The sequence below is a fragment of the Streptomyces sp. NPDC033180 genome (genome assembly GCF_055577645.1).
Genome location: NZ_JBVIPU010000009.1, coordinates 199,884 through 220,669, shown reverse-complemented (window position 1 = coordinate 220,669; position 20,786 = coordinate 199,884). Strand labels below are relative to the sequence as shown.

At 70.3% G+C, this 20,786-nt stretch carries 17 protein-coding genes; 8 read left to right on the top strand and 9 right to left on the bottom strand.

Annotated features, from left to right (window positions below):
• Positions 1-94: 94 nt before the first annotated feature.
• Positions 95-3,019 carry a glycoside hydrolase domain-containing protein gene (locus ACZ5WE_RS24505; protein WP_467692196.1) on the bottom strand — a complete coding sequence of 975 codons (2,925 nt, stop codon included), beginning with the start codon at positions 3,017-3,019 and terminating at the stop codon, positions 95-97.
• Between the two features lie 110 nt (positions 3,020-3,129).
• Between ACZ5WE_RS24505 and ACZ5WE_RS24500 the strand changes: the two genes are divergently transcribed.
• The 4 genes from ACZ5WE_RS24500 (at position 3,130) to ACZ5WE_RS24485 (ending at position 8,020) form a co-directional block, all read left to right on the top strand.
• The gene (locus ACZ5WE_RS24500; protein ID WP_467692194.1) at positions 3,130-4,257 is read left to right on the top strand and encodes an ROK family protein; all 1,128 of its coding nucleotides are present in this window, start codon (positions 3,130-3,132) and stop codon (positions 4,255-4,257) included.
• Between the two features lie 296 nt (positions 4,258-4,553).
• Positions 4,554-5,423, top strand: coding sequence for an ABC transporter permease (locus tag ACZ5WE_RS24495; RefSeq protein ID WP_467692192.1), 870 nt, complete (start codon positions 4,554-4,556; stop codon positions 5,421-5,423).
• Positions 5,420-6,343 (top strand): carbohydrate ABC transporter permease, encoded by a 924-nt coding sequence (locus ACZ5WE_RS24490; protein ID WP_467692190.1) that lies wholly within the window; start codon positions 5,420-5,422, stop codon positions 6,341-6,343. Before ACZ5WE_RS24495 ends, ACZ5WE_RS24490 begins: the two co-directional genes overlap by 4 nt.
• Before the next feature lie 45 nt (positions 6,344-6,388).
• Entirely contained in the window at positions 6,389-8,020 is a 1,632-nt protein-coding gene (locus ACZ5WE_RS24485) for an extracellular solute-binding protein (protein WP_467692188.1), read from the top strand.
• 4 nt (positions 8,021-8,024) lie between these two features.
• Here the strand turns inward: ACZ5WE_RS24485 and ACZ5WE_RS24480 are convergent, their stop codons facing one another.
• Complete coding sequence (locus ACZ5WE_RS24480) at positions 8,025-9,458, bottom strand: amino acid permease (protein WP_467692186.1); 1,434 nt, start codon at positions 9,456-9,458, stop codon at positions 8,025-8,027.
• A gap of 123 nt (positions 9,459-9,581) precedes the next feature.
• Positions 9,582-10,043: a universal stress protein gene (locus ACZ5WE_RS24475; protein WP_467692184.1), complete on the bottom strand. Its 462-nt coding sequence runs from the start codon at positions 10,041-10,043 to the stop codon at positions 9,582-9,584.
• Positions 10,044-10,196: 153 nt separating this feature from the next.
• Between ACZ5WE_RS24475 and lysX the strand changes: the two genes are divergently transcribed.
• Positions 10,197-13,499, top strand: coding sequence for a bifunctional lysylphosphatidylglycerol synthetase/lysine--tRNA ligase LysX (gene lysX / locus ACZ5WE_RS24470; protein ID WP_467692182.1), 3,303 nt, complete (start codon positions 10,197-10,199; stop codon positions 13,497-13,499).
• A 105-nt stretch (positions 13,500-13,604) separates the two neighbouring features.
• The gene (locus tag ACZ5WE_RS24465; RefSeq protein ID WP_467692180.1) at positions 13,605-14,450 is read left to right on the top strand and encodes a polysaccharide deacetylase family protein; all 846 of its coding nucleotides are present in this window, start codon (positions 13,605-13,607) and stop codon (positions 14,448-14,450) included.
• 71 nt (positions 14,451-14,521) lie between these two features.
• Here the strand turns inward: ACZ5WE_RS24465 and ACZ5WE_RS24460 are convergent, their stop codons facing one another.
• Positions 14,522-15,172, bottom strand: a complete 651-nt coding sequence (locus ACZ5WE_RS24460) for a class F sortase (RefSeq protein WP_467692179.1) — start codon at positions 15,170-15,172, stop codon at positions 14,522-14,524.
• Between the two features lie 350 nt (positions 15,173-15,522).
• Here ACZ5WE_RS24460 and ACZ5WE_RS24455 point away from each other — a divergent pair, with 350 nt between their 5' ends.
• Positions 15,523-16,023 (top strand): hypothetical protein, encoded by a 501-nt coding sequence (locus ACZ5WE_RS24455; protein ID WP_467692177.1) that lies wholly within the window; start codon positions 15,523-15,525, stop codon positions 16,021-16,023.
• Positions 16,024-16,227: 204 nt separating this feature from the next.
• Here the strand turns inward: ACZ5WE_RS24455 and ACZ5WE_RS24450 are convergent, their stop codons facing one another.
• From ACZ5WE_RS24450 to ACZ5WE_RS24430, 5 genes are all read right to left on the bottom strand, one after another.
• On the bottom strand, positions 16,228-16,791 hold the full coding sequence (locus ACZ5WE_RS24450; RefSeq protein ID WP_467692175.1) for a hypothetical protein: 564 nt from the start codon (positions 16,789-16,791) through the stop codon (positions 16,228-16,230).
• A 690-nt stretch (positions 16,792-17,481) separates the two neighbouring features.
• Positions 17,482-17,700, bottom strand: a complete 219-nt coding sequence (locus tag ACZ5WE_RS24445; RefSeq protein WP_467692173.1) for a hypothetical protein — start codon at positions 17,698-17,700, stop codon at positions 17,482-17,484.
• A 41-nt stretch (positions 17,701-17,741) separates the two neighbouring features.
• Positions 17,742-18,137, bottom strand: coding sequence for a hypothetical protein (locus tag ACZ5WE_RS24440; RefSeq protein ID WP_467692172.1), 396 nt, complete (start codon positions 18,135-18,137; stop codon positions 17,742-17,744).
• Positions 18,134-18,898, bottom strand: coding sequence for a bestrophin-like domain (locus tag ACZ5WE_RS24435; RefSeq protein WP_467692170.1), 765 nt, complete (start codon positions 18,896-18,898; stop codon positions 18,134-18,136). The genes ACZ5WE_RS24440 and ACZ5WE_RS24435 overlap by 4 nt, the downstream gene beginning before the upstream one ends.
• 15 nt (positions 18,899-18,913) lie before the next feature.
• Entirely contained in the window at positions 18,914-19,573 is a 660-nt protein-coding gene (locus ACZ5WE_RS24430) for a hypothetical protein (protein ID WP_467692168.1), read from the bottom strand.
• Positions 19,574-19,774: 201 nt separating this feature from the next.
• Between ACZ5WE_RS24430 and ACZ5WE_RS24425 the strand changes: the two genes are divergently transcribed.
• Positions 19,775-20,746: an SCO0930 family lipoprotein gene (locus ACZ5WE_RS24425; RefSeq protein ID WP_467692166.1), complete on the top strand. Its 972-nt coding sequence runs from the start codon at positions 19,775-19,777 to the stop codon at positions 20,744-20,746.
• The last annotated feature ends 40 nt before the right edge of the window (positions 20,747-20,786 follow it).

The following is a 20,786-nucleotide window of genomic DNA, read 5'->3' as shown; positions in this document are numbered from 1 at the left end:
GCGGCCCGGGCCGGCCGGGGGAGTGTTCACCGCTCTGGGGGGGGGGCGGACCGAACCGTCAGCTCGGCCGCCCTCCCCGGGAGTCATAGTCATCTCACCCGACCCGCACCAGCCACCCTCGCCCCGGTTCCACCCGCACCGCCTCACCCGCGGCGAACCTCCGCTCCGGCTGGAATCCCTCGATCGCGGGCGCGTACGCGGCCACGGGCCCCGAGGCCGCGGTGAGGACGACGTCCACGGGCTCCTCGGCCCACGAGGCGAGCGCCGTCACGGTTCCTCCGGGCCCCTCCCACGTGGTGGCGAGGACATCGTCACGGCCGGTCCTCACCGGCGGCGCGTCCGTGGTCCACCACCCCGTCATCTCCGCCGCCGGGAGCCGGAGTCGGTCGAAGGCCCGCCACAGCGGCCGTACGTCCGTCATGGGCGCCCGCGCGGTCATGCCGAAGACGAGCCCGCGCCAGGGATTCCCGCCGCCCTCCAGCATCTCGCCCATCAGACCGAAGGGAATGCCCGAGATCTCGACGAGCCAGTACGCGGGATCGGCGCCGGCGGACCCGTCCGCGCCGTCGTAGTCGAAGAGCTCCCCCAGCCAGAGCCGGTCGACGTAGGGCAGCAGCTCCGCGTACAGATTGGCACTGGAGGCGAACCCGTCCGGCTCGCGGTACTGGTTGCAGGAGTGCAGGTCGACCAGCGGCGGCGCCTCCCCGGTCGCGGACAGGACCTTCCTGACCCGCTTCATGGTCGTCCGGTCGTACGCCACGTCGTCGAGGTAGAGCCCGTCGACGCCGACGACCCGCCGCAGCCGCTCGATGCCGCTCACATAGGAGTTGTGCCACCGCGAGTCGCCGGACGTGACCACCGCGACATCGCCCACGTCGGGTGCCACCCACCCGGGCACGTAGTCCCGGCCCAGATGCTCCCGCAGCCACGCGTGCCCGCCTCCCGGCCCCGGCGCGAAGATCTCGTCACCCAGGGCGGCAAGCACCGGCAACTCAGGTGTGTGGCGCGTCAGTTCGCGGACCGTGTCGTACACCTTGACCTGGATGCCGAGCCGGTGCGCCTCCTCGGTGTACGAGCGCAGGGCGTCCGCGCCGAGGAGCGGGTCGTTGATGTACGGGTTGGGCGGCGTGGCGTGGTGCAGATTGGCGACGTTCGCGCCGTACTCGGCGATCTCCGTGGGCGAGGCGTACGCGTGGAAGTAGCGCTCGGACACCTGCCGCGCCGGTTCGAGCGGCTTGAACGGCGTCAGGAGCAGCCGGAACTCGAAGCAGCGGCTCTCGCCCGCGCGCAGCGCGAGCGGCCCGCTGAAGGCACGGAGGCGGCGCACCCCCTCGCTCGTCCGCAACCGCACCCCGCCCGCCCCGTCTCCCGCCCAGGAGCGCGGGGTACGCAGGGGCTTCTCGCGGTAGTAGTTGGTGTTGAGCGGCCGTGCGTAGTGCTCGTCCCGCAGACTCAGCTGAAGCCCCGCCGCCGGGTCGCCGAGCCAGAACGCGTCCTGGTTGCGGGTGGGCGTGTCCCACTCCCAGTCGTACGCCGCCGGGCATGCCCGGCCCGTCAGACCGAGCCCCATCGCGTACCGCGCGATCTCCTCGCGGACCGGCACGTCCAGCGTCACGTCGAGCTCGGTGTCGGCTGTGGCCTCCACGGTGGCGCGCACCACGAGGAGGCCGTCGGCCTCCAACTCGCCCTCGGTGCGCAGGAGTACGTCCTGCCCTGCCGCCCGCGCCGACCAGCGCACCCGCGCCGGGCCCGGCCGGTCCATGCTGAGCGGCCCGTGCTCCAGAGGGCGGCCGATGTCCAGCGTGACGGGTGCGGCGAGCAGGTCACGCGGCGGTCCGTCGACGCGCGTGACGGCCGGCGTGAAGGTGGAGACCAGCCGCCGGGGGAGCCCTTCCGGGCCGAGCTCGACCGTGCGGCCGAGCAGCGTCAGGCGCTGCCCGCCGGCTTCCGCGGCCCCCAACTCGAGCGGGGTGTACGGGGCCACCGGTTGATCGTCCTGCGCGAGCGTCGAGTCCAGCCATCCGAGGCGCGCGAGCCGCCACGGTTCGCCGGCGCCGCCGTCGGTGACGACGTCCTGCCCGACGGTGAGGCGCAGCGGCAGCACGCGCTCCGGGGAGCCGGACGCGCGGACGGCGATCTCCCCTTCGTACAGGCCGGGTTGAGCGTCCTCGGGGATCTCCACGCCGAACCACAGCGCCCCCGCGCACCCTTCGCCGACCGAGACGTGCCGCTCGAAGCCCTGCCCGCGCGCGTCGATGCCGCCCGTGCTGAGGCACCGTACGGAGAAGGGGAGCCCGCGGATCTCGGCGCGCACATCCGTCAGCTCCTGGAGCGCGTACACGCCGGTCTGCACCGCGTGGAACTCCCCGCGGTCGGCCGTGACGTCGAGCGGCGCGAAGGGCGTGCCCAGGGCCCAGCGTGCCGGGAGCCGTTCGTAGCGGCCGAGCGGATGGGTGCGGTCCTCGCCGAAGAGGAGGAACCGCTCGTCGGTACAGGCCTGTTGGACACGTGAGCACTCGTCATCCGTCGCCGCGAAGCCGAGCGGCGCGAAGGAGTCGACCGCGCTGGCCGCCTCGTAACCGAAGGCCTCGGCGCGCGGCAGCTTCTCCCAGCCGGAGTCGCCGTGCAGGCCGCAGCGGTGCACCCAGCCCGGGTCCGCCGTCGGCGTCGGGGGCCGGTAGGCGGCCTGCGGATAGTAGGGCTTGCCCGTGTGCGCGTACGGGAGGTAGTGCACGGCGTAGGTGCCGGGGCCGTCCACCGGCTCGAAGGCGACGCGTCCCGCCTCGGCCGTGACCTCCACGGCGACGGTGTTGCGCACGCGTTCCCCGGACGGCCCGACCACGATCACGTCCACCGCGCCGGGGTCCGGGTCCTGGCGCCGCCACGGCAGTTCGGCCGCGACGGCCGGGGCCGTGCTGTCGGTGGCGGCGGTGCGTACGAGAATGCGGTGGTTGCCGTAGACGTCGCTGTCCCAGGAGCCGATCCCGCATGCCAGCTCCGGATGGCCGGTCTCACCCATCTGTGCTCCCCCAAGGGCGCTATTTATTAGGTAAGTTTCTCAATCGCTCCGGGTCACACTGGAGATCAACCGATCGCGCTGTCAAGGGGGACGCCTTGAATCGGGGAGACATGAGTGGGGACCCGTCGCTGCTGCGCCGCCTGAACGCGGCAGCCGCCCTGCGTGTGCTGCGCGAGCGGGACGAGATCACCGTGCCCGAACTGGCCACGCTCATCGGGGTGTCGCGGCCCACGGCTCAGGACCTCACGGCCCAGCTCCTGCGCGAGGGGCGCCTGGTGGAGTTGACCCCGGGCAGCGGCAGCGTGGGCAGGCCCGCCCGCAGGTTCCGCTTCCGGGCCGAGGCCGCCCACGTCCTGGGCGTGGACATCGGCGCGCACAAGATCCTGGTGCACGCCGCTGACCTGCTCGGCCGCAGCGTGGCCACCCAGCGCGTCGCCGTCACGCCCGAACTCCCCGCGGCCCAGCGCCTGGACGCCGTCCGCGAGGCGATCGCGGGCTGCCTCGCCAAGCCCGCCGCGGCGAACGTGCGCCCGCTGGCGACCGGCGTCGGCACCAGCGGCATGGTGGACGCCGTGGGCCGGGTGGCGGAGAGCGACTCGCTGCCCCAGTGGACGGGCCTCGACCTCACCCGCGAACTCGCCGACCCTGGCCACGGTCCCGTCGTCGTGGGCAACGACATCCAGCTCGCGACCCTCGCCGAGTGCACCGGGGGAGTGTCGGTGGGCGCGGGCGACTGCGTGTACCTGTACGTCGGCAACCGCCTGGGTATCGGCCTGTGGCTCCGCGGCGAGTTGTACCGCGGACACCACGGCGCGGCGGGCGAGATGGTCGCCGGGGACGGCTGGGAGCGCTGCTACCAGCGGCTTCTCGACTGGTTCGCCGGGCACGAGGGCGCGGACAGGCCCACCCGCGAGAACGCCGCCCGCGCGGTGGTGACCGCGGCGGCCGCGGGCGACGGCGGCGCCCGGTACACCCTGCGCGCCTTCGCCGAGGGCCTCGCCGAAAGCCTGGCCCGCCACGTCGCCGTACTCGACCCGCGGTCCGTCGTACTCGGCGGCGGCATCTCTCGCGCCGGCGCCCTGCTCAGCGAGCCGTTCGCGGCGCGGCTCGGCGCGCTCTGCCCCAACCGGCCGACCGTCCAAACCTCCGCACTAGGCGAGGAATCAACCGCAATCGGGGCAGCTCGCCTCGCACTGGAACACATCGATCACGCCGAACAGAAAAATCCAACTCTCTAGGGCCAGCAGGTGGTTGACGGGCGGGAGTCACGCTTCGATGATGTGGCTCTCTTTCGGCAAGTTGGCTACTTAATTGGCCGACTCTCGACTGCCGTCCCGGCTGTCGGCTGCCACTTTTCTGTTCCGTCGTGCCGCCAGGCCAGGGAGTACGTGTGACATCCCCAGCAACGCAACGCAGGCCACGAGCCGCGTCGCCGCCACCGTCCGGGTCAGATCCGACGTCGGATCCGAAGGCCCCCGGGCCGCCGCGCCACCGCCGCGTCCCGCTCCGCGTCCGACTGCGGAACAACTGGGTGATGCTCGCCCTCATGGCCCCGGGCCTGCTCTTCTTCCTGCTCTTCTTCTACGTCCCGATGGTCGGCAACGTCATCGCCTTCCAGGACTACCAGCCCTTCATCGGCTTCAAGGACAGCCCCCTGGTCGGCCTCGCCAACTTCCAGGAGCTCTTCGCCGACCCGGCCTTCTGGGAAGCGGTCCGCAACACGCTCGCCTTCGCCGCGCTCCAGCTGATCTTCTTCTTCCCGGCGCCGCTCGCCCTCGCCCTGCTCATCAACAGCCTGGTCAGCCCGCGCATCAAGAAGTTCGTGCAGAGCGTCGTCTATCTGCCCCACTTCATCTCCTGGGTCCTGGTCGTCGCGCTCTTCCAGCAAGTGCTCGGCGGGGCGGGCCTGTTCAGCAACTACCTGCGCGACCACGGCATGTCTGCACTGGACGTGATGACCGACCCGGGCACCTTCCCCCTCCTCATCACCGGCCAGGTGATCTGGAAGGACATCGGCTGGGGCATGATCATCTACCTGGCTGCCCTCGCGAGCGTCGACCAGAGCCTGTACGAGTCGGCGGCCGTCGACGGCGCCGGACGCTGGCGCCGCATGTGGCACGTCACCCTGCCCGCCGTGCGCGGCGTCACGATCATGCTCCTTGTGCTGCGCCTCGGTGACGTCCTGTCCGTCGGCTTCGAGCAGTTCCTGCTCCAGCGCGACGCGGTCGGGGCCCGCGCCTCGGAAGTCCTCGACACGTACATCTACTACCACGGCGTCGTCTACGGCGACTGGGGCGTCGGCGCCGCCGCGGGCCTGGTCAAGGGCGTCGTCGGGGCCCTGATGATCTACGGCGCCAACAAGGTCGCCCACGCCTTCGGAGAGCACGGGGTGTACAGCAAATGAGCAGCTTCGGATTCCCCCTGCGCTCGCCGCGGCCCCGCGAGGAGCGGCCCGCCTGGGAAGAGCCGCCGACGAAGATCGGCTCGACCGCCAAGGCCGTCGTCATCACCGTCATCTGCGCCGTGATGATCCTGCCCTTCCTCACGGTCCTCTCCACCAGCCTCGCCTCCCGCGAGGAGATCACCGAAGCCGGCGGCTTCGTCCTCTTCCCCACGGACCCGACCCTGGAGGCGTACCAGACGATCCTCTCCGGCGGCATCGTCTCCCGAGCCGTCGTCGTCAGCGTCCTGATCACGCTCGTCGGCACGGCACTCTCGCTCCTGACGACGATCGCGCTCGCCTACGGCCTCAGCAAACGCGGCGTCCCCGGCAGCAAGCCGATCCTCCTGATGGTGCTCTTCACGCTGCTCTTCGTGCCGGGCATGGTGCCGATGTACGTGGTGGTCAAGGAGCTCGGACTCCTCGACTCCTACTGGTCGTTGATCCTCCCGGTCATGATCAACGCCTTCAACCTCGTCGTCCTGCGGGCGTTCTTCATGAACATCCCCGAGGAGCTCTATCAGGCGGCACGGATCGACGGCGCGGGCGACTGGCGAATCCTGACCCGCATCGTGCTTCCGCTCTCCAAGGGCGTAGTCGCCGTCGTGGGGCTCTTCTACGCGGTGACGTACTGGAACGCGTTCTTCAACGCGATGCTCTACCTCAACGACTCGGGCAAGTGGCCCATCCAGCTGGTCCTGCGCACCTACGTCGTCCAGGGCAAGTCCATCTCCGGCGACCAGCTGGGCGTCAGCCATATGCCGCCGCAGCAGTCGATCTCCATGGCCGTCGTGATGATCGCGCTCATCCCGATCCTGCTGCTCTTCCCGTTCCTGCAGAAGTACTTCACCAAGGGCGTGCTCACCGGCGCCATCAAGGGCTGAACTCTCTTTCCTCTGAACCCCTTTGCGGAGATTCCCATGACAGGCATGTCCCGACGCACATTCCTGAGCCTCTCGACCGCCGTCGCGGCGGGCGCCGCCGCCACCTCGCTGACGGGCTGCGGCTCGGGCGCCAAGAAGACGGGCGAGACGGCATCGGCGAAGGTGAAGCTGCCTTCGTACGTCCCCTTCAGCAAGGTCAAGCCCGATCTGCCGCCGAACGCGAAGGGGTTGTCGGCGGGCTTCCTGTCGTACCCCAAGGACCTGGTGCGCAGCGTCCCGAAGACTCCCGGCGACGGCTCGAAGATCACGATGCTGACCGAGATCTGGACGCAGCCGCCGCTGCCCAAGGACTCCAACGCGTACTGGAAGAAGGTCAACAAGGAGCTCGGCGTCGACCTCACGGCGATCCTGGGCACCGACCCCGGTTACGAGGAGAAGTTCTCCGCCGTCATCGCAGGCGGCGATCTGCCGGACCTGCTGTGGATACCGCCGAACCAGGGCATCCAGCACATCGCCGAACTGCTCGAGGCCAAGTGTGCGGACATCACCGAGTACGTCTCGGGCGACGCGGTGAAGAAGTACCCCAACCTTGCCGCGATGACCCCCGCGCACTGGAAGACGGCGGTCGTCAACGGCAAGATCTGGGGTGCGCCCGTCCCGTACCCCGCTTTCGGTCAGGTCTACGCGGGCAACCCCGAGGTCTGGGAGAAGGCCGACGGGATCCAGGCGACCAGCCCGGAGGAGTTCCTCGCCAAGTGCAAGGAGGTCACCGGCGGCAAGGTCTGGGCCCTTGAGCCGATCTACGTGAACGCGGCCAGCGTCCTGAGCCAGTGTTTCGGAGCCCCCAACAAGTGGCGGCAGAACAAGGACGGTTCGCTCACCTGGTTCCAGGAGACCGACGAGTACGAGGAAGCTCTGAACTTTGTGCTCAAGCTGAAGAAGGCGGGCGTCTTCTATCCCGGCAACCCCAAGATGGCCGACGCGTACATCAAGATGGCGCAGGGCTCGATCGGCGCCACTGTCCACGCCAACCCCTACAACGCGCGCCAGGAAATCCGTGTCCAGGACCCGTCACTGGCTGCCGAGATCATGATCCCGTTCGCCGCGGGAGGCAACAAGCCCCATCACCACTACCACCTCGGCACCATCGGGTACACCGCCATCAAGAAGGGCGACGAGAAGCGGGTGCGCATGCTGCTCGAGGTGCTCAACTACCTGGCGGCGCCGTTCGGGAGCAAGGAGCGCGAGTTCCTCGAGTACGGCACGGAGGGCGAGGACTTCACGTTCGACAAGAACGGCTTCCCGGACCGCACGAAGAGGGGAAAGGAGCAGGTCGAGGGCCTGTACAGTGGACTGCAGACGTCGACGACCTCGCCCTTCGCCCTCATCGCCTCCAGCTTTCCCGGAAGCGAGCGGGCGCAGGACGTCAAGGACGTGTACGCCGCCGAGCAGAAGCTCATCGAGACCGCCATCCGTAACCCCGTGGTCGGCCACTACTCGGACGCGTACACGCAGCATTACGGCCGCATGGACACCGAGTCACGGGACCTCGTCAACGACATCGTCAGCGGCCGTAAGAAGCTGAGTGAATGGAAGCCGTTCTGGGCGGAGTGGCGGAACAGGGGAGTGGAGCAGATGGCACGCGAGTTCCAGAAGTCGATCGAGCGGAGCGCCTGATGCGTCAGGGCGCGGTGTCGCGCACGTCGGTCTTTGCCAACTCCGACTTCCGGTACGAGTAAGCGAAGTAGATGACAAGACCGACCGCGAACCACACCGCGAACCGCGCCCATGTCTGCCACTGCAGGAAAGTGATCAGCCAGATGGAGAAGACGACGCCGATGGCGGGCACCACCGGCATTCCGGGGCAGCGGAACGTACGCGGCAGATCGGGCTGCTTGTAGCGCAGCACGATCACCGCGACGCACACCACGACGAACGCCAACAGGATGCCGATGTTGGTGAGTTCGGCCGCCTCGCCGATCGGCAGGAAACCGGCGATGGCGGCCGACGCGAACCCGACGATCCACGTCACCCGGGTGGGCACGTGCCGGGTCTTGTGCGTCTTGGCGAACCACTTCGGCAGCAGCCCGTCACGCGACATGCTGAACCAGACGCGGGTGACGCCCAGCATGAAGGTGAACATCACGGTGAGGATGCCGATGATCGCGCCGACCGCGATGACATCGGCGAGACCGCCGAGGCCCACCGACTTGAAGGCGGTGGAGAATCCGCTCTCCGGGTCGATGTCCTTGTAGTCCTGCATGCCGGTGAGGACGAGACAGGCCAGGACGTACAGGACCATCGAGATCGCGAGGGAGTAGAGGATCGCCTTCGGCATGTGGCGCTGCGCGTCCTTGGATTCCTCGGCGGCGGTGCTCATCGCGTCGTAGCCGAAGACGGCGAAGAAGACCGTGGCCGCGCCCGTGAACGCCCCGCTGACGCCGAAGGGGAAGAACGGCTCGTAGTTCCCGGTGTTGATGTGGAAGAACCCGACCGCGATCACCACGAGCACGACGATGACCTTCAGCACGACGACGACCATCTCGAAGCGTGCCGCGTTCTTGATGCCGAGGGTCAGCAGATAGGCGATGAGCAGACACAGCACCGCGGCGAACAGGTCGACCTTGTGGCCGTCCCCGGTGCCGGGGGCGCCCAGCATCCAGTTCGGCAACTGGGCGCCCATGTCGTTGAGCAGGAAGTTGAAGTAGCCGGAGATGCCGATCGCGACCACCGCCACGATCGCCGTGTACTCCAGGAGCAGGTCCCAGCCGATGAACCACCCGGTGAGCTCGCCGAGCACCACATAGCCGTAGGTGTACGCCGATCCCGCCTTCGGGATGAGGCCCGCGAACTCGGCGTACGAGAAGGCCGCCGCCGCGCTCGCGACGCCGGCGATGAGGAAGGAGATGAGGACGGCGGGCCCGGCCGTGCCGTTGGCCACCGTCCCGGCGAGGGTGAAGATGCCGGCGCCGATGATGCCGCCGACGCCGATCGCGGTGAGCTGCCAGAGGCCGAGCGAGCGGGAGAGCCCGCCCTCCGCTCCCGCCTCTGTCTCTTCGATGTGTTCGATGGGCTTGCGGCGCAGGACGCCGTGCCCCATCCGGAGTCCCGCCATGAGCTCCACCTTTTCGCGGACGGCAGTCGGCTGATGGCGGATCATGATGGCGCAGGGGTGAGCATGACGGAAGACGCCACACCCCTCAAAGGTGTGAGGGTTCAGCAGTCTGGCGGCTGTGGGCTACGGAACCACGGTGACGGGCCACCGGCCCGCCTTGACGAGGCGCACCGCGACCGATCCGACGATCCGGTGGCCCGCCTGCTCGGATGCGCCGACGACCACGGCGTCCGCCTTGAGGTCGTCGGCCGCGGTGACCAGGCCGCTGTACGGGTCGCCGCGGAAGGTGTGGAACTCCCAGCGCACGTCGAATATGTCCTTCACCCGCTCGGCCGCGTCTCTGATCTCGGTGATCAGTCCCTCGGCGATCTCATCGGTCGCCTCGGCCACCGGGGCGCCGAGGGCGGCCCCCGCGGCCATCACCGGCTGGATGTAGACGACGGCGAGCAGGGCGCGCTGCCGCCGTGCAAGGCCTCCGGCATATGCCGCGGCCCTGAGTGAGGAGTCCGAACCGTCGACACCGACGACGATCACCTTCGGGCCGTCGGTACCGCGTTCGAACTGGTGGAAGTGGTCTTCAGTCACAGCCGAGAGGTTAACGGAGAGCACCGTTCCTGTTGAGGGCGCCCACGGCCGGGGCGGCGGCCACTGGCTCGACGGGCGGAGTGCACGTGCTCGACGGGCTTGCGCGCGCCCGCTCGACGGGCGGCACCGGCCGACCCTTCCTAGGGTCGATCCATGAGCACCAGCGTGGAAAGTCCGAGGACCGCGCCTTCGCAGGGCGCGCGTGACCGCTTCCTCAGACGAGTGCCGGAAGGGTTCGCCACCTTCTTCGGCGCCCTCGGCCTCTTCTGCGCGATCCTCGCGGTCATCGCCCCGCTGCGCCACCTCCTGCGCCCGGTGATCGGCGTCCTTGGCCTCCTCACGGTCCCGGTGAGCCCCAACCTCGCCTACGCCGTCTTCCTCTTCCTCCTCGCCGCCGCGACTGCAGCCCGCAAGAAGGTCGCGTGGTGGCTGGTCATCATCTACCTGGGCCTCCTCCTCGCTTTTGACGTGCTCGGCATCGCCCTCGGCTTCTGGGCGGACTCGCTCCCCTCGCTGATCGTCTGCGGCGCCGCCTTCGCCCTCCTGGTCCTGGCCCGCAAGGAGTTCTCCGCGGACTCCCGCCGAGGCGCGGTCCGGCGGGCCGTCCTCGTGCTGGTCGCGGGTCTCGCCGTGGCGATCCTGCTCGGCTGGGGCCTCGTCGCGCTCTTTCCGGGTACGTTGCCTCGCGGCGAGGCCCTGCCGTGGGCGGCGAACCGCGTCTGCGGCGGGCTCTTCACCGGCCACGACTACTTCGACGGCAGGCCACCGCGCACCCTGCACTTCTGGCTCGGCCTCTTCGGCGCCCTCGCCCTCCTGAACGCCGCCGCCGCGCTCTTCCGCTCCCAGCGCATGGAAGCCGCCCTGCACGGCGACGAGGAACCCCGCATCCGCGCACTCCTCGGCACGTACGGCGCCCAGGACTCGCTCGGCTACTTCGCCACGCGGCGCGACAAGGCCGTCGTCTTCTCGCCCAGCGGCAAGGCCGCCGTCACCTACCGCGTCGAGGCGGGCGTCTGCCTGGCCAGCGGCGACCCCGTCGGTGACCGCGAGGCCTGGCCGCACGCGATCGGCGCCTGGCTGGACGTGGCCCGGCAGTACGCCTGGGCCCCGGCCGTGATGGGCGCCTCCGAGGAGGGCGCCACCGCCTACGCGCGCTCCGGGCTCGGCGCGCTCCAGCTCGGAGACGAGGCGATCCTGCATGTCGCGGGCTTCGACCTGGACGGCCGTGACATGCGCGTCACACGCCAGGCGGTGAACCGCGTCCGCCGCACCGGCGCCACCACCCGCATCCGCCGTCACTCCACCCTCACCGACGAGGAGATGGAGGCGATCGTCGACAGGGCGGACGCCTGGCGGGACACCGAGACCGAGCGCGGCTTCTCCATGGCGCTCGACCGGCTCGGCGACCCCGAGGACGGCGACTGCCTGCTCGTAGAGGCCCTTGACGCCGACGGCCGGCTCATCGCGCTGCTCTCCCTCGTCCCCTGGGGCAAGGACGGCATCTCCCTGGATCTGATGCGCCGCGACCGGGCCACCGCGCCCAACGGCGTCATGGAGTTCATGGTCGCCGAACTCTGCGCGGGCGCGGGCAAGTTCGGGGTCCGCCGGATTTCCCTGAACTTCGCCGTGTTCCGCTCGGTCTTCGAGGAGGGCGCCCGCATCGGCGCGGGGCCGGTGCTGCGGCTGTGGCGCAAGCTGCTGCTCTTCTTCTCCAAATGGTGGCAGCTCGAAGCGCTCTACCGCTCCAACGCGAAGTACCACCCCGAGTGGTATCCGCGCTTCATCTGTTACGGAGACGCCGGAGCCCTCGCCCGGATCAGCCTCGCCTCGGGCATCGCCGAGGGCTTCGTCTCCGTGCCCTCGCTGCGCAAGCTCTGGGGCAAGGGCCGACGCTCCAAGGGCGTCACCAAGCCCACCAGCACGGAGGGCCTGCCGCCGATCTCCGCCCTCGGCCTCGCGGGACACGGGGACGCCACGGACGCCGACCCCTTGGCCGCGCTCCCCGACCAGGTCCGCATCCGCCACCGCAAGCTCGACGGGCTGCGGGCCGACGGCATCGACCCCTACCCCGTGGGCCTGGCGCCGCGGACCCACACTCTGGCCGATGTGACGCCTGCCCTGACGGGGGTGGAGGTCACGGTCGCGGGCCGCGTCATGCTCGTACGCGACTTCGGCGGGGTCGTCTTCGCCGTCCTGCGCGACTGGTCGGGCGACCGCCAACTCGCCCTGACCCGCGACCGTTCGGGTCCCGGAGTCCTGGACCGGTTCGCCTCCGGCACCGACATCGGCGACCACATCACCGCCACCGGCACGGTCGGCACCAGCGACCAGGGCGAGCTCACCGTCTTCGTCACCGGCTGGCAGCTCACCGGCAAGTGCCTGCGCCCGCTGCCCGACAAGCGCCGCGGTCTAGCCGACCCCGAGGCCAAGGTCCGCCGCCGCTACCTCGACCTGGTCGCGAGCCCCGGCGCCCGCGACGTCGTGCGGGCCCGCTCCACCGCCGTACAGGCCCTGCGCCAGGGGCTGTTGGACCGCGGCTATCTGGAGGTCGAGACCCCGATGCTCCAGCAGATCCACGGCGGCGCCAACGCCCGCCCCTTCACCACCCACATCAACGCCTACGACCTCGACCTCTACCTGCGCATCGCACCCGAGCTGTATCTGAAGCGGCTGTGCGTCGGCGGCATGGAGAAGGTCTTCGAGATGGGCCGCACCTTCCGCAACGAAGGCGTCTCCTACAAGCACAACCCCGAGTTCACGATGCTGGAGGCCTACCAGGCGTTCGCCGATTACGACGTGATGCTCGACCTCACCCGCGAACTCATCCAGGGCGCCGCCACTGCCGCCTTCGGCACACCCGTCGCCCGCAAGGCGGACGCGGACGGGCGGCTCACCGAGCACGACATCTCCGGCCCCTGGCCCGTCAAGACCGTCTACGGCGCGATCTCCGAAGCGCTCGGCGACGAGGTCGACGCCGACACCCCACTCCCGCGGCTGCACCAGCTCTGCGACCGCGCGAACGTCCCGTACAAGCCGGACGACGGCCGCGGCGACGTCGTCCTGGAGATGTACGAGCGGCTCGTCGAGGAGAAGACGCAGCTGCCCACCTTCTACAAGGACTTCCCGACCGACGTCTCCCCGCTGACCCGGCAGCACCGCACCGACCCGCGTCTCGCCGAGCGCTGGGACCTGGTCGCCTTCGGAACCGAACTGGGCACCGCGTACTCGGAGTTGACCGACCCCGTCGAGCAGCGCCGCCGCCTCACCGCACAGTCGCTGCTCGCCGCCGGGGGAGACCCGGAGGCGATGGAGCTGGACGAGGACTTCCTGGACGCCCTGGAGTACGCGATGCCGCCCACCGGCGGGCTCGGCATCGGCGTCGACCGGCTCGTCATGTTCCTCACCGGCCTGACGATCCGGGAAACGCTGCCCTTCCCGCTCGTCCGCCGCCGCTGATCCCCTCCCGCCCCTCGTCGGTTCTGCTGGTCCCATCGGGTGCTTTCGCGGCCCGCCGTGGTGTTGCTGGTCCTCCCCGGCCTTCCGCCATGCGACGGATTAGTAATGAAAAAGGATCAGATGACTCCAGGGCGGCGCGCACTCCTGCGCGGCGCCGCTGTCTTCGGTCTGGCCGCGGCCGCGGGGTGTTCCGGCACGGAGCGGCCGACGACCCCAGGACCCACGGCTCCCAGCGGTGCGGCGGCCGGTGGCCCGCCCGCCGCACGTGCCCGCAAGCCCTCCGCGTACCGCCTGCAGCCCATGGCGGGGCAGGGCCCGCCGCATGCCGCGCGCGCCCTGCCCCGCGTCCGCAGGAAGCCGATCCTGCGCATGGACGGACAGGGCCGCAGCATGTTCCTGACCTTCGACGACGGCCCGGACCCCCGCTACACACCGGGCATCCTGCGCACCCTGCGCGAGTACGACGTCCGCGCGACGTTCTTCGTCTGCGGCGAGATGGCGGTCGACAACAAGGATCTGCTGCGCGAGATGGCCGACGACGGGCATCTGATCGGCAACCACACCTGGACACATCCGCTGCTCCCGAAGATGAGCCGGAGCGCGATGCGCGAGGAGATCGAGCGCACCTGCGAGGTCGTCGAGGACGCCGTGGGCGAACCCCCCGCCTGGTTCCGCGCCCCCTACGGGGCCTGGAACCGCAACGCCTTCCAGCTCGGCGCCGACCTGGGCATGGAGCCGCTCGCCTGGACCGTGGACACCCTGGACTGGACCGAGCCGGGCACCGGCGCGATCATCCGGCGCGTACGGGCCGGTGCGGGGCCCGGTGTCGTGGTGCTCTCGCACGACGCGGGCGGCGACCGTTCCCAGAGCGTCGAGGCCCTGCGGACGTACCTCCCCGAACTCATCGATTCGGGTTACCGGATCACCGTGCCGAGCCGCTACTCCATGTAGGGGCTCGTAGGACGTGAGTTCAGGGCGTTGTTTCGCCCGCCCGGTGCCGTGTTCCGCCGACGCATTCGCCGTCAGCGCACATCCACCAGGCGGGCGAAAGCGACTACGTTCCCGTCGTATCCGGACCGCTTGGAGAACCCGCCGCCGCAGGTGATGACGCGCAGTTCCGGAGCTCCCTTGTCGCTGTATACACGGCTGCCCGGGAAATTGTTCTTCTCGAACACTTCGATTCCGTAGACCTCGAAAACCGCGGTCTTGCGATCCCTGCGCAGGATCTCGACGCGATTTCCCTTCTTCAGCGAGCCAAGACCGTAGAAGACGGCAGGGCCCTGCTGATTGTCGACATGGCCGACGATCACGGATGTGCCCTTCTCGCCCGGCGAGACGGCACCGGTGAACCAGCCGGCGAGGTTCGGGTCCTCCGGCGGCGGCGCGTCCACCCACCCGTCCTGGTCGAGCCCGACCGGCATGACCGGCGCGTCCACCCGGATGCCCTTGATCCCCACGCGCTCGGCGGGGGAGAACGTCAGTGGCGCGACAGCATCCCCGTCGGGCGTCCGGTCCGCCGCGGCGGCGGACGCCGGCTGGGGCGGGCCCACGTCGAATTCCCCTGAGCCATTCCGGATCAGCGCGAGGCCGGTCAGCAGGACAAGCGCCATCGCGCCCCACGGCGCGCGCTTGCGCTGCGGTTCCTCTTCATCGGCCGGCTGGGACAAAGGCATTCTCTGATCCCCTCTCAACGCGGCATTCGAACCGCGTCCGTTGCGCGTACAAGAACGCTAAGCGCGGCGCGCGCGACGGGCGACAGAGCGGGAGCGAACGGGTGGCGCCCATACCGGGCATGCGCCATATGAGTCGTGGTCGGCAGGAAATTTCTGACGGTCCGTGACCTGCGGCAATATCGGCTTGTACGTTCGCGCTTCGGCGTGTCGCCTCACCAGGACGGCCGATCGTCGAAATGCGGGTCTGTGCACGGCAACTGAGGGTCTGTTTGGGAGGCGCTCTCGCCGATCGACCGGGGACGGTTACCCCGGGGCGTCTTCCGCGGAGGATTCACATGCGTGCTTCTCGTATGCGCACCACTCGTGCCCTCGCGGTCGCAGTCACCGCGGGTGCCGTCGTCGGCCTCGCCGCCCCGACGGCATCGGCCTGGGCCGATCCGTCCAACATCGTCGCCATGCCGAGCGTGATCCCCCGAGGGGGACAGCTGACGGTCACGGTCGACGGCACGGCCTGCCACACCCCTGGCAGCAAGGTCACGTCGAACGCCTTCCCCAACACGAACCTGAAGACCATGGGCGGCGGCACGGCCAGCGCGAACCCCATGGTCTACCACCACGCCAGCCCCGGGGCCCACAGCATCACCGTGCACTGCGGCGGCAAGACCCTCACCAAGCCCGACGCGTTCACCGTCATCCACGGCGGTGTCCGCGGTGGTCTCGGCGGCAGCAGCAACGCCGGGGCGACCGGCACCGACATGGCGATCGGCGGGGCGCTTGTGGCGGTCGCGCTGGTCGGTGGCGGGGTCTTCTGGATGCGCCGCCGCTCGGAGAACGCGGGGCGCGGCCTCTGACCGTACGCCCCCGATACCGGCGCTCCCGTCACTCGCACGTCGGGGTGCCCGTACGTCGGGTGTGACCCGTTCCGCCCTCCTGACCGGCGCGTCCCCCCTTCCGCGCCGGTCGGGCGGCGGTTCGTGCCGGCCCGCATGTCGCAGCCCGGACGCCCGCTGAGCGCAGCGGTGTCCGGGCTGCGACATGCGGGTCGGCGTGCGGGGTCAGGAGTTGCCGTTGCCGTCCCCGGTGCGGCGACGCGTCCAGTAATACGCGGTGCCGAGTGTCCCCACGATCAGGGCGCCCCCGAGGGCGATCTCGTGCACATCGAGCCCGCCGAGGCTGCCGCCGGCGCCGGCCTTGACTCCGTGACGGACCGGGGCGCTCGGGTGGTGAGTGGGGTGGTGCGTGGGGTTCTGGGTGGGGCGGCCCGTGGCGATGGTGAGGTCCGTCGTGCCCTTCTCGCCCTTGCAGTCGAAGGTCACTTCGTACATCGCGCCCGGTTTGGCGTCCTCGAAGACCGTCGCGGTGGCCGACTGCTGCCCCTGGGGGATCTGGGCGTCGTTGAAGACACCGGAGGTGACGGTCGTGTTCCCTTCGCAGCCGTCCACGCTGAGGGTGACCTGGCCGCCGGCGGCGATGGTGGACGGGGTGACGCGGAAGCCGAACGAAGTGATGTTGTTGTTCGTGTCGTTCTCGTCAGCGACGGCAGTCGAGGCGGCGGTCGCGGTGAGGGTCAGGGTCGTGGCGGCGAGTAGAGCGGCCGAGGCGACGCGTATCGCGCGCATGCGAATTCCTCCGGGTCCCCGAGGAGCAGCCGCGGACCTTCTTCCGCTTTCACCTGATATGCACCTCGATGCCGAAAACGCTAAACAGGAAGCCACACCCCCGCGATCGCAGCCGCGCGAACGGGGCAACGGTGTGGGCCGGACAGGGGAACGGGGCGGAGTGTCGCGGGGCGGGTGCCGGGGGTTCGCGGCGTGGGGGGTGTAGTGGGGCGGGGCGGGTGCGGCGTGTGTGGGGGGCGAGGCTACCGGGCGGGCGTTGGCGCTCGGGATGCGCGAGGCTGCCTGGCCCTGCGCGGGCGGCGATGGCGTAGGGGCGCGAGGCTGCCGGGCGGTGGCGGTGGCATTTTGACGGCCCGGCTGTGTGCGTGCTGCCGCGATCCTTCCGTCGCGTCTCGGCTGCGAGCTGCGGTTTGGTCGGCGGGGGCCGGGTTGTGGTCTGCGCGGCGATCAGTCCGATGGCTTCGGGGTGCCTGGCCCTCTGTGCGTGGCGCGTGGCTGTGGGGCGGTGGCGGTGGCGTTGAGGCGGCCCGGCTGCCGGTTGCCTGCTGCCGCGATCAGACCGATGACTTTCGGGGGTGGTGTCGACCGGGCGGCCCTGGCCGGGAGGGGGGGGCAGGGCCGGTGTCGCGTCCAACTTGCTGTTTCTGCGCGGAAATCCAAGCCTGCGCAAGCTGCGGGCCCCGCAGCGGCTCAGGAACTCTTGGTCCACACATGCGCCCCGCTGCCGCGCCACTCCACGAGGTGGGGGTCGTCGAGGGCCATGTCGGCGTCGCCGAGACCCGCCCGGCGCAGGAATTCCACCAGGTCGCGGTCGTCGCGCGCGACACCGACGGCCTGCCCGCGCACGGTCACCCGCCGTCCGCCGTCGGCAGCGGGCGGGTGGACGATGATGGGTGTCTGCCAGGTCATGCCACCAGAGTGCGCCGCGCGGGGCCGCCGCGCAGCACGGTTTACGGACCCGTGTGCGAAGCCGGTGCCGGGGAGCCGGAGTAACCCCTGCGCCGACACCCCTCCCAGAGGCGCCCGCCGGACGGCGCGAGCACCTCGTCGACCAGCGCGACGAGGCCCGATGCCCTGCCCTCCAGGCCCCGCCGCGCCACGGCATCCAGCTCGGCGGAGAAGCCCGGCCGTACCTCGCCCACGCGCCGCACCGGCCAGCTCCCGCCACCCAGCCACGACCCCGTACGCAAGAGGACGAACTCGCCGATCCGCCGGGCGATCTCGGTGACGATGCGCAGGCGCTCGCCGGCCGCCCCCAGTTCCTCCGCCGTCACCTCGCGCGGCCCGGCCGCCATCAACTCCCGCGCCCCGTCACGGGGTCGGGCTGCCGCAGATTCCCTGCTCATCTCCCGGCGTTGCCGAAGAGCGCTTGGAACGGCTCCGGGGTGGCTGCGACGCCCCGGCTGTAGGGGGCGTCGAAGTCCCAGATGAGGAAGAGCAGGAAGGCGATCAAGGCCGAGAACAGCCCCGCCAGGATGAGTTCGCGGGGGGTTCGGCGGATCTGCAGGGCGAAGATCATGCCGACGGTGACGAGACCGCCCGTGATGAGCCCGAACCAGACCACGCCCGGCATGGTGGCCCCCGCACTGTCGCCACGGGAGCTTCGCGCGTCGGCGGCGGCCGCGACCGCGTCGACTAGCGGCTGGTAGGCCTGGGCCTCGAAGTCGGACTTGGGGTGGTAGTCGGTGACGTCGTGGCGTACGCGGGAGAGGAGTTGGGAGCCGCGGTCGGTGAGTTCACCGGTGTCAGCCATGGCATCCCACTCGGTGGTGACGACATGGCTGACATACGCGTCCACGTCCTTACGGATGCGCTCGCGGACGTCAGCGGGATAGACCCGCGCCCGCTCGGACACCTCGTGCAACGCCTGGGCCTCGCTGTGCACATGGTCCTGGGCGACGCTGCGGGCCTCCCAGACACCGGCGATGGCCAGGCCGAGGACGATGGCGTACACCACGCCGATCATCATCGTCATGTACTCGATGACGTCCGGAGTCTCCGAAGCGTCGTAGTCCGGGCTCGTCCTGCGGTGCCGCAGGAAGGTGACGACGAGGACGACGCCGCACGCGGCCGCCATCGCGAGGGTGAGAACAAGCCATTCCGACATGGGACCTCCGACGGTTCAGCGCGGCCGCAGCGCGGCTACGGCGAGCACCGCGGGCGCGGTGATGAGCAGGGTGAGCGAGACCAGGGAAGGGCCGCTGCGGGGCGGCGTCCTGCGTGGCGCGGCGCGGTAAGCGGGGTAACTCACCGGCTTCGGCGTGACCTTGGGGGGAACGGTGGGTGTCGGCTTCGGGCTCGGAGGCGGGGGCGGCGGTGGTGGCGCGGGCTCCGGAGGGGCCGGGCGCGCGGGCGGTGGCGGTGGCGGCGGGGGAGGCGGCGGCTCGGGCGCCGGTGGCTCCGGTCGAGGCGGCGGAGCCGGAGCGGGCGGCGGCGGAGGAGGTGGTGGAGGCGGCGGAGGCGGAGGCTTCGGGTGGCGCGTGGGGCCCGCTTTGCAGACCACTCCGTCACCCGCGACAGCCACGGCGTCACCGCCGGGACCGTCACCGATCGAGGCGTAGCCGCAGTTGTCGGCGGGCGCGGCGGCGGGCGCGACGGCGGGCGCGGCGGCGGGCGCGGCGGCGGGCGCGACGGCTAGTGCCGCGGGTGCGACCGCCGGCGCCGCGGCGGAGGCGATGACCGGTACCGCCGCAGCAGCCGGCGCACCGAGCAGCCAAGCCAGCACCAGCAGCGCCGGTAAGCGTGTGACCAGGCCGGACGAGGCCCTCATGGATCCATACACGTCAGGGATCATGGGCAGCATGTCGCCCTGCCACGCCGATGCCGCCCTCCTGTGACCCGAAGGGAGGAGACGCCGGGCGTGAGATTGACGAACAAAAGATTCTTGGACGCCGGTTGAACACACCGGCCGTTCCCACCCGTACCTAGGGCCATGCGTGACGCACTCAGCGGCGCGATACCCAAGGGACAGCGGGAGTCAGAAATGAAGACCTGGCGGAGCGCCTCGCTCGTAGCGACAGCTGCGGCCATGCTGGCGCTGACGACGGCGTGCGGTCAGGAAAAGGGGGACCAGTCGCCGAACGGACAGAACGTCGGCAACCAGGCCCCGGCCAAGTCGGACGGGTACGGTGCAGGCGACGGATACGGCGCAGACACGGGCGACGCGAAGGAGGGGGCGGGCAAGGCCAAGGCCGCCGGTCAACTCGCCGTCTGGGACAGCAAGAAGCTCGGCAAGGTCGTCACCGACAGCGAGGGCCGCACGCTCTACCGCTTCGACAAGGACACCGCCCAGCCCCCCAAGTCGAACTGTGACGGCGCCTGCGCCACGACGTGGCCCGTCGCGTCTCCGGAGGGCGCGGCGCCGCCGCCCGGCGTGGACAAGTCCCTCCTCGGCGAGGTCACCCGTACCGACGGCAGCAAGCAGCTGACCATCGACGGCTGGCCGATGTACCGGTACGCCAAGGACACCAAGGCCGGAGACGCCAAGGGCCAGGGCGTGGGCGGGACTTGGTACGCCGCCGCCCCCGACGGCAAGAAGGCGGCGCCCGCCGCCGACGAGGCCGACCCCCCGGCCGAGACCGCACCCGTCGACCCTGCGGGGCTCTCCACCCGCAAGGACCCCAAGCTCGGGGAGATCGTCGTGGACAAGAACGGCATGACCGTCTACCGGTTCACGAAGGACTCCGCCTGGCCGATGAAGTCCGCGTGCACCGGCGCCTGCCTGGAGAAGTGGCCGGTGGTTCCGCCCGTCGACAAGAACGACACCAAGGGAATTCTCAAGAAGGGGTTCGTCGTCTTCGACCGCCCCGACGGACAGCGCCAGCAGACGATCGACTGCTGGCCGATGTACACCTTCGCCGGTGACAAGAAGCCCGGCGACACGAACGGGCAGGGCGTGGGCGGCACTTGGTACGCCGCCGGCCCTGACGGAAAGCCTGTCGGCGCCCCGAAGTAGACGTACGGGAATCAGACGTACGGGAATCAGACGTACGGGA

Bases quoted from the DNA above. Each gene is read 5' to 3' on its own strand.
- ACZ5WE_RS24505 (WP_467692196.1), bottom strand. From the start codon at position 3,019: ATGGGTGAGACCGGCCATCCGGAGCTGGCATGCGGGATCGGCTCCTGG.
- ACZ5WE_RS24500 (WP_467692194.1), top strand. From the start codon at position 3,130: ATGAGTGGGGACCCGTCGCTGCTGCGCCGCCTGAACGCGGCAGCCGCC.
- ACZ5WE_RS24495 (WP_467692192.1), top strand. From the start codon at position 4,554: ATGCTCGCCCTCATGGCCCCGGGCCTGCTCTTCTTCCTGCTCTTCTTC.
- ACZ5WE_RS24490 (WP_467692190.1), top strand. From the start codon at position 5,420: ATGAGCAGCTTCGGATTCCCCCTGCGCTCGCCGCGGCCCCGCGAGGAG.
- ACZ5WE_RS24485 (WP_467692188.1), top strand. From the start codon at position 6,389: ATGTCCCGACGCACATTCCTGAGCCTCTCGACCGCCGTCGCGGCGGGC.
- ACZ5WE_RS24480 (WP_467692186.1), bottom strand. From the start codon at position 9,458: ATGGCGGGACTCCGGATGGGGCACGGCGTCCTGCGCCGCAAGCCCATC.
- lysX (WP_467692182.1), top strand. From the start codon at position 10,197: ATGAGCACCAGCGTGGAAAGTCCGAGGACCGCGCCTTCGCAGGGCGCG.
- ACZ5WE_RS24465 (WP_467692180.1), top strand. From the start codon at position 13,605: ATGAAAAAGGATCAGATGACTCCAGGGCGGCGCGCACTCCTGCGCGGC.
- ACZ5WE_RS24460 (WP_467692179.1), bottom strand. From the start codon at position 15,172: ATGCCTTTGTCCCAGCCGGCCGATGAAGAGGAACCGCAGCGCAAGCGC.
- ACZ5WE_RS24455 (WP_467692177.1), top strand. From the start codon at position 15,523: ATGCGCACCACTCGTGCCCTCGCGGTCGCAGTCACCGCGGGTGCCGTC.
- ACZ5WE_RS24450 (WP_467692175.1), bottom strand. From the start codon at position 16,791: ATGCGCGCGATACGCGTCGCCTCGGCCGCTCTACTCGCCGCCACGACC.
- ACZ5WE_RS24445 (WP_467692173.1), bottom strand. From the start codon at position 17,700: ATGACCTGGCAGACACCCATCATCGTCCACCCGCCCGCTGCCGACGGC.
- ACZ5WE_RS24440 (WP_467692172.1), bottom strand. From the start codon at position 18,137: ATGAGCAGGGAATCTGCGGCAGCCCGACCCCGTGACGGGGCGCGGGAG.
- ACZ5WE_RS24435 (WP_467692170.1), bottom strand. From the start codon at position 18,898: ATGTCGGAATGGCTTGTTCTCACCCTCGCGATGGCGGCCGCGTGCGGC.
- ACZ5WE_RS24425 (WP_467692166.1), top strand. From the start codon at position 19,775: ATGAAGACCTGGCGGAGCGCCTCGCTCGTAGCGACAGCTGCGGCCATG.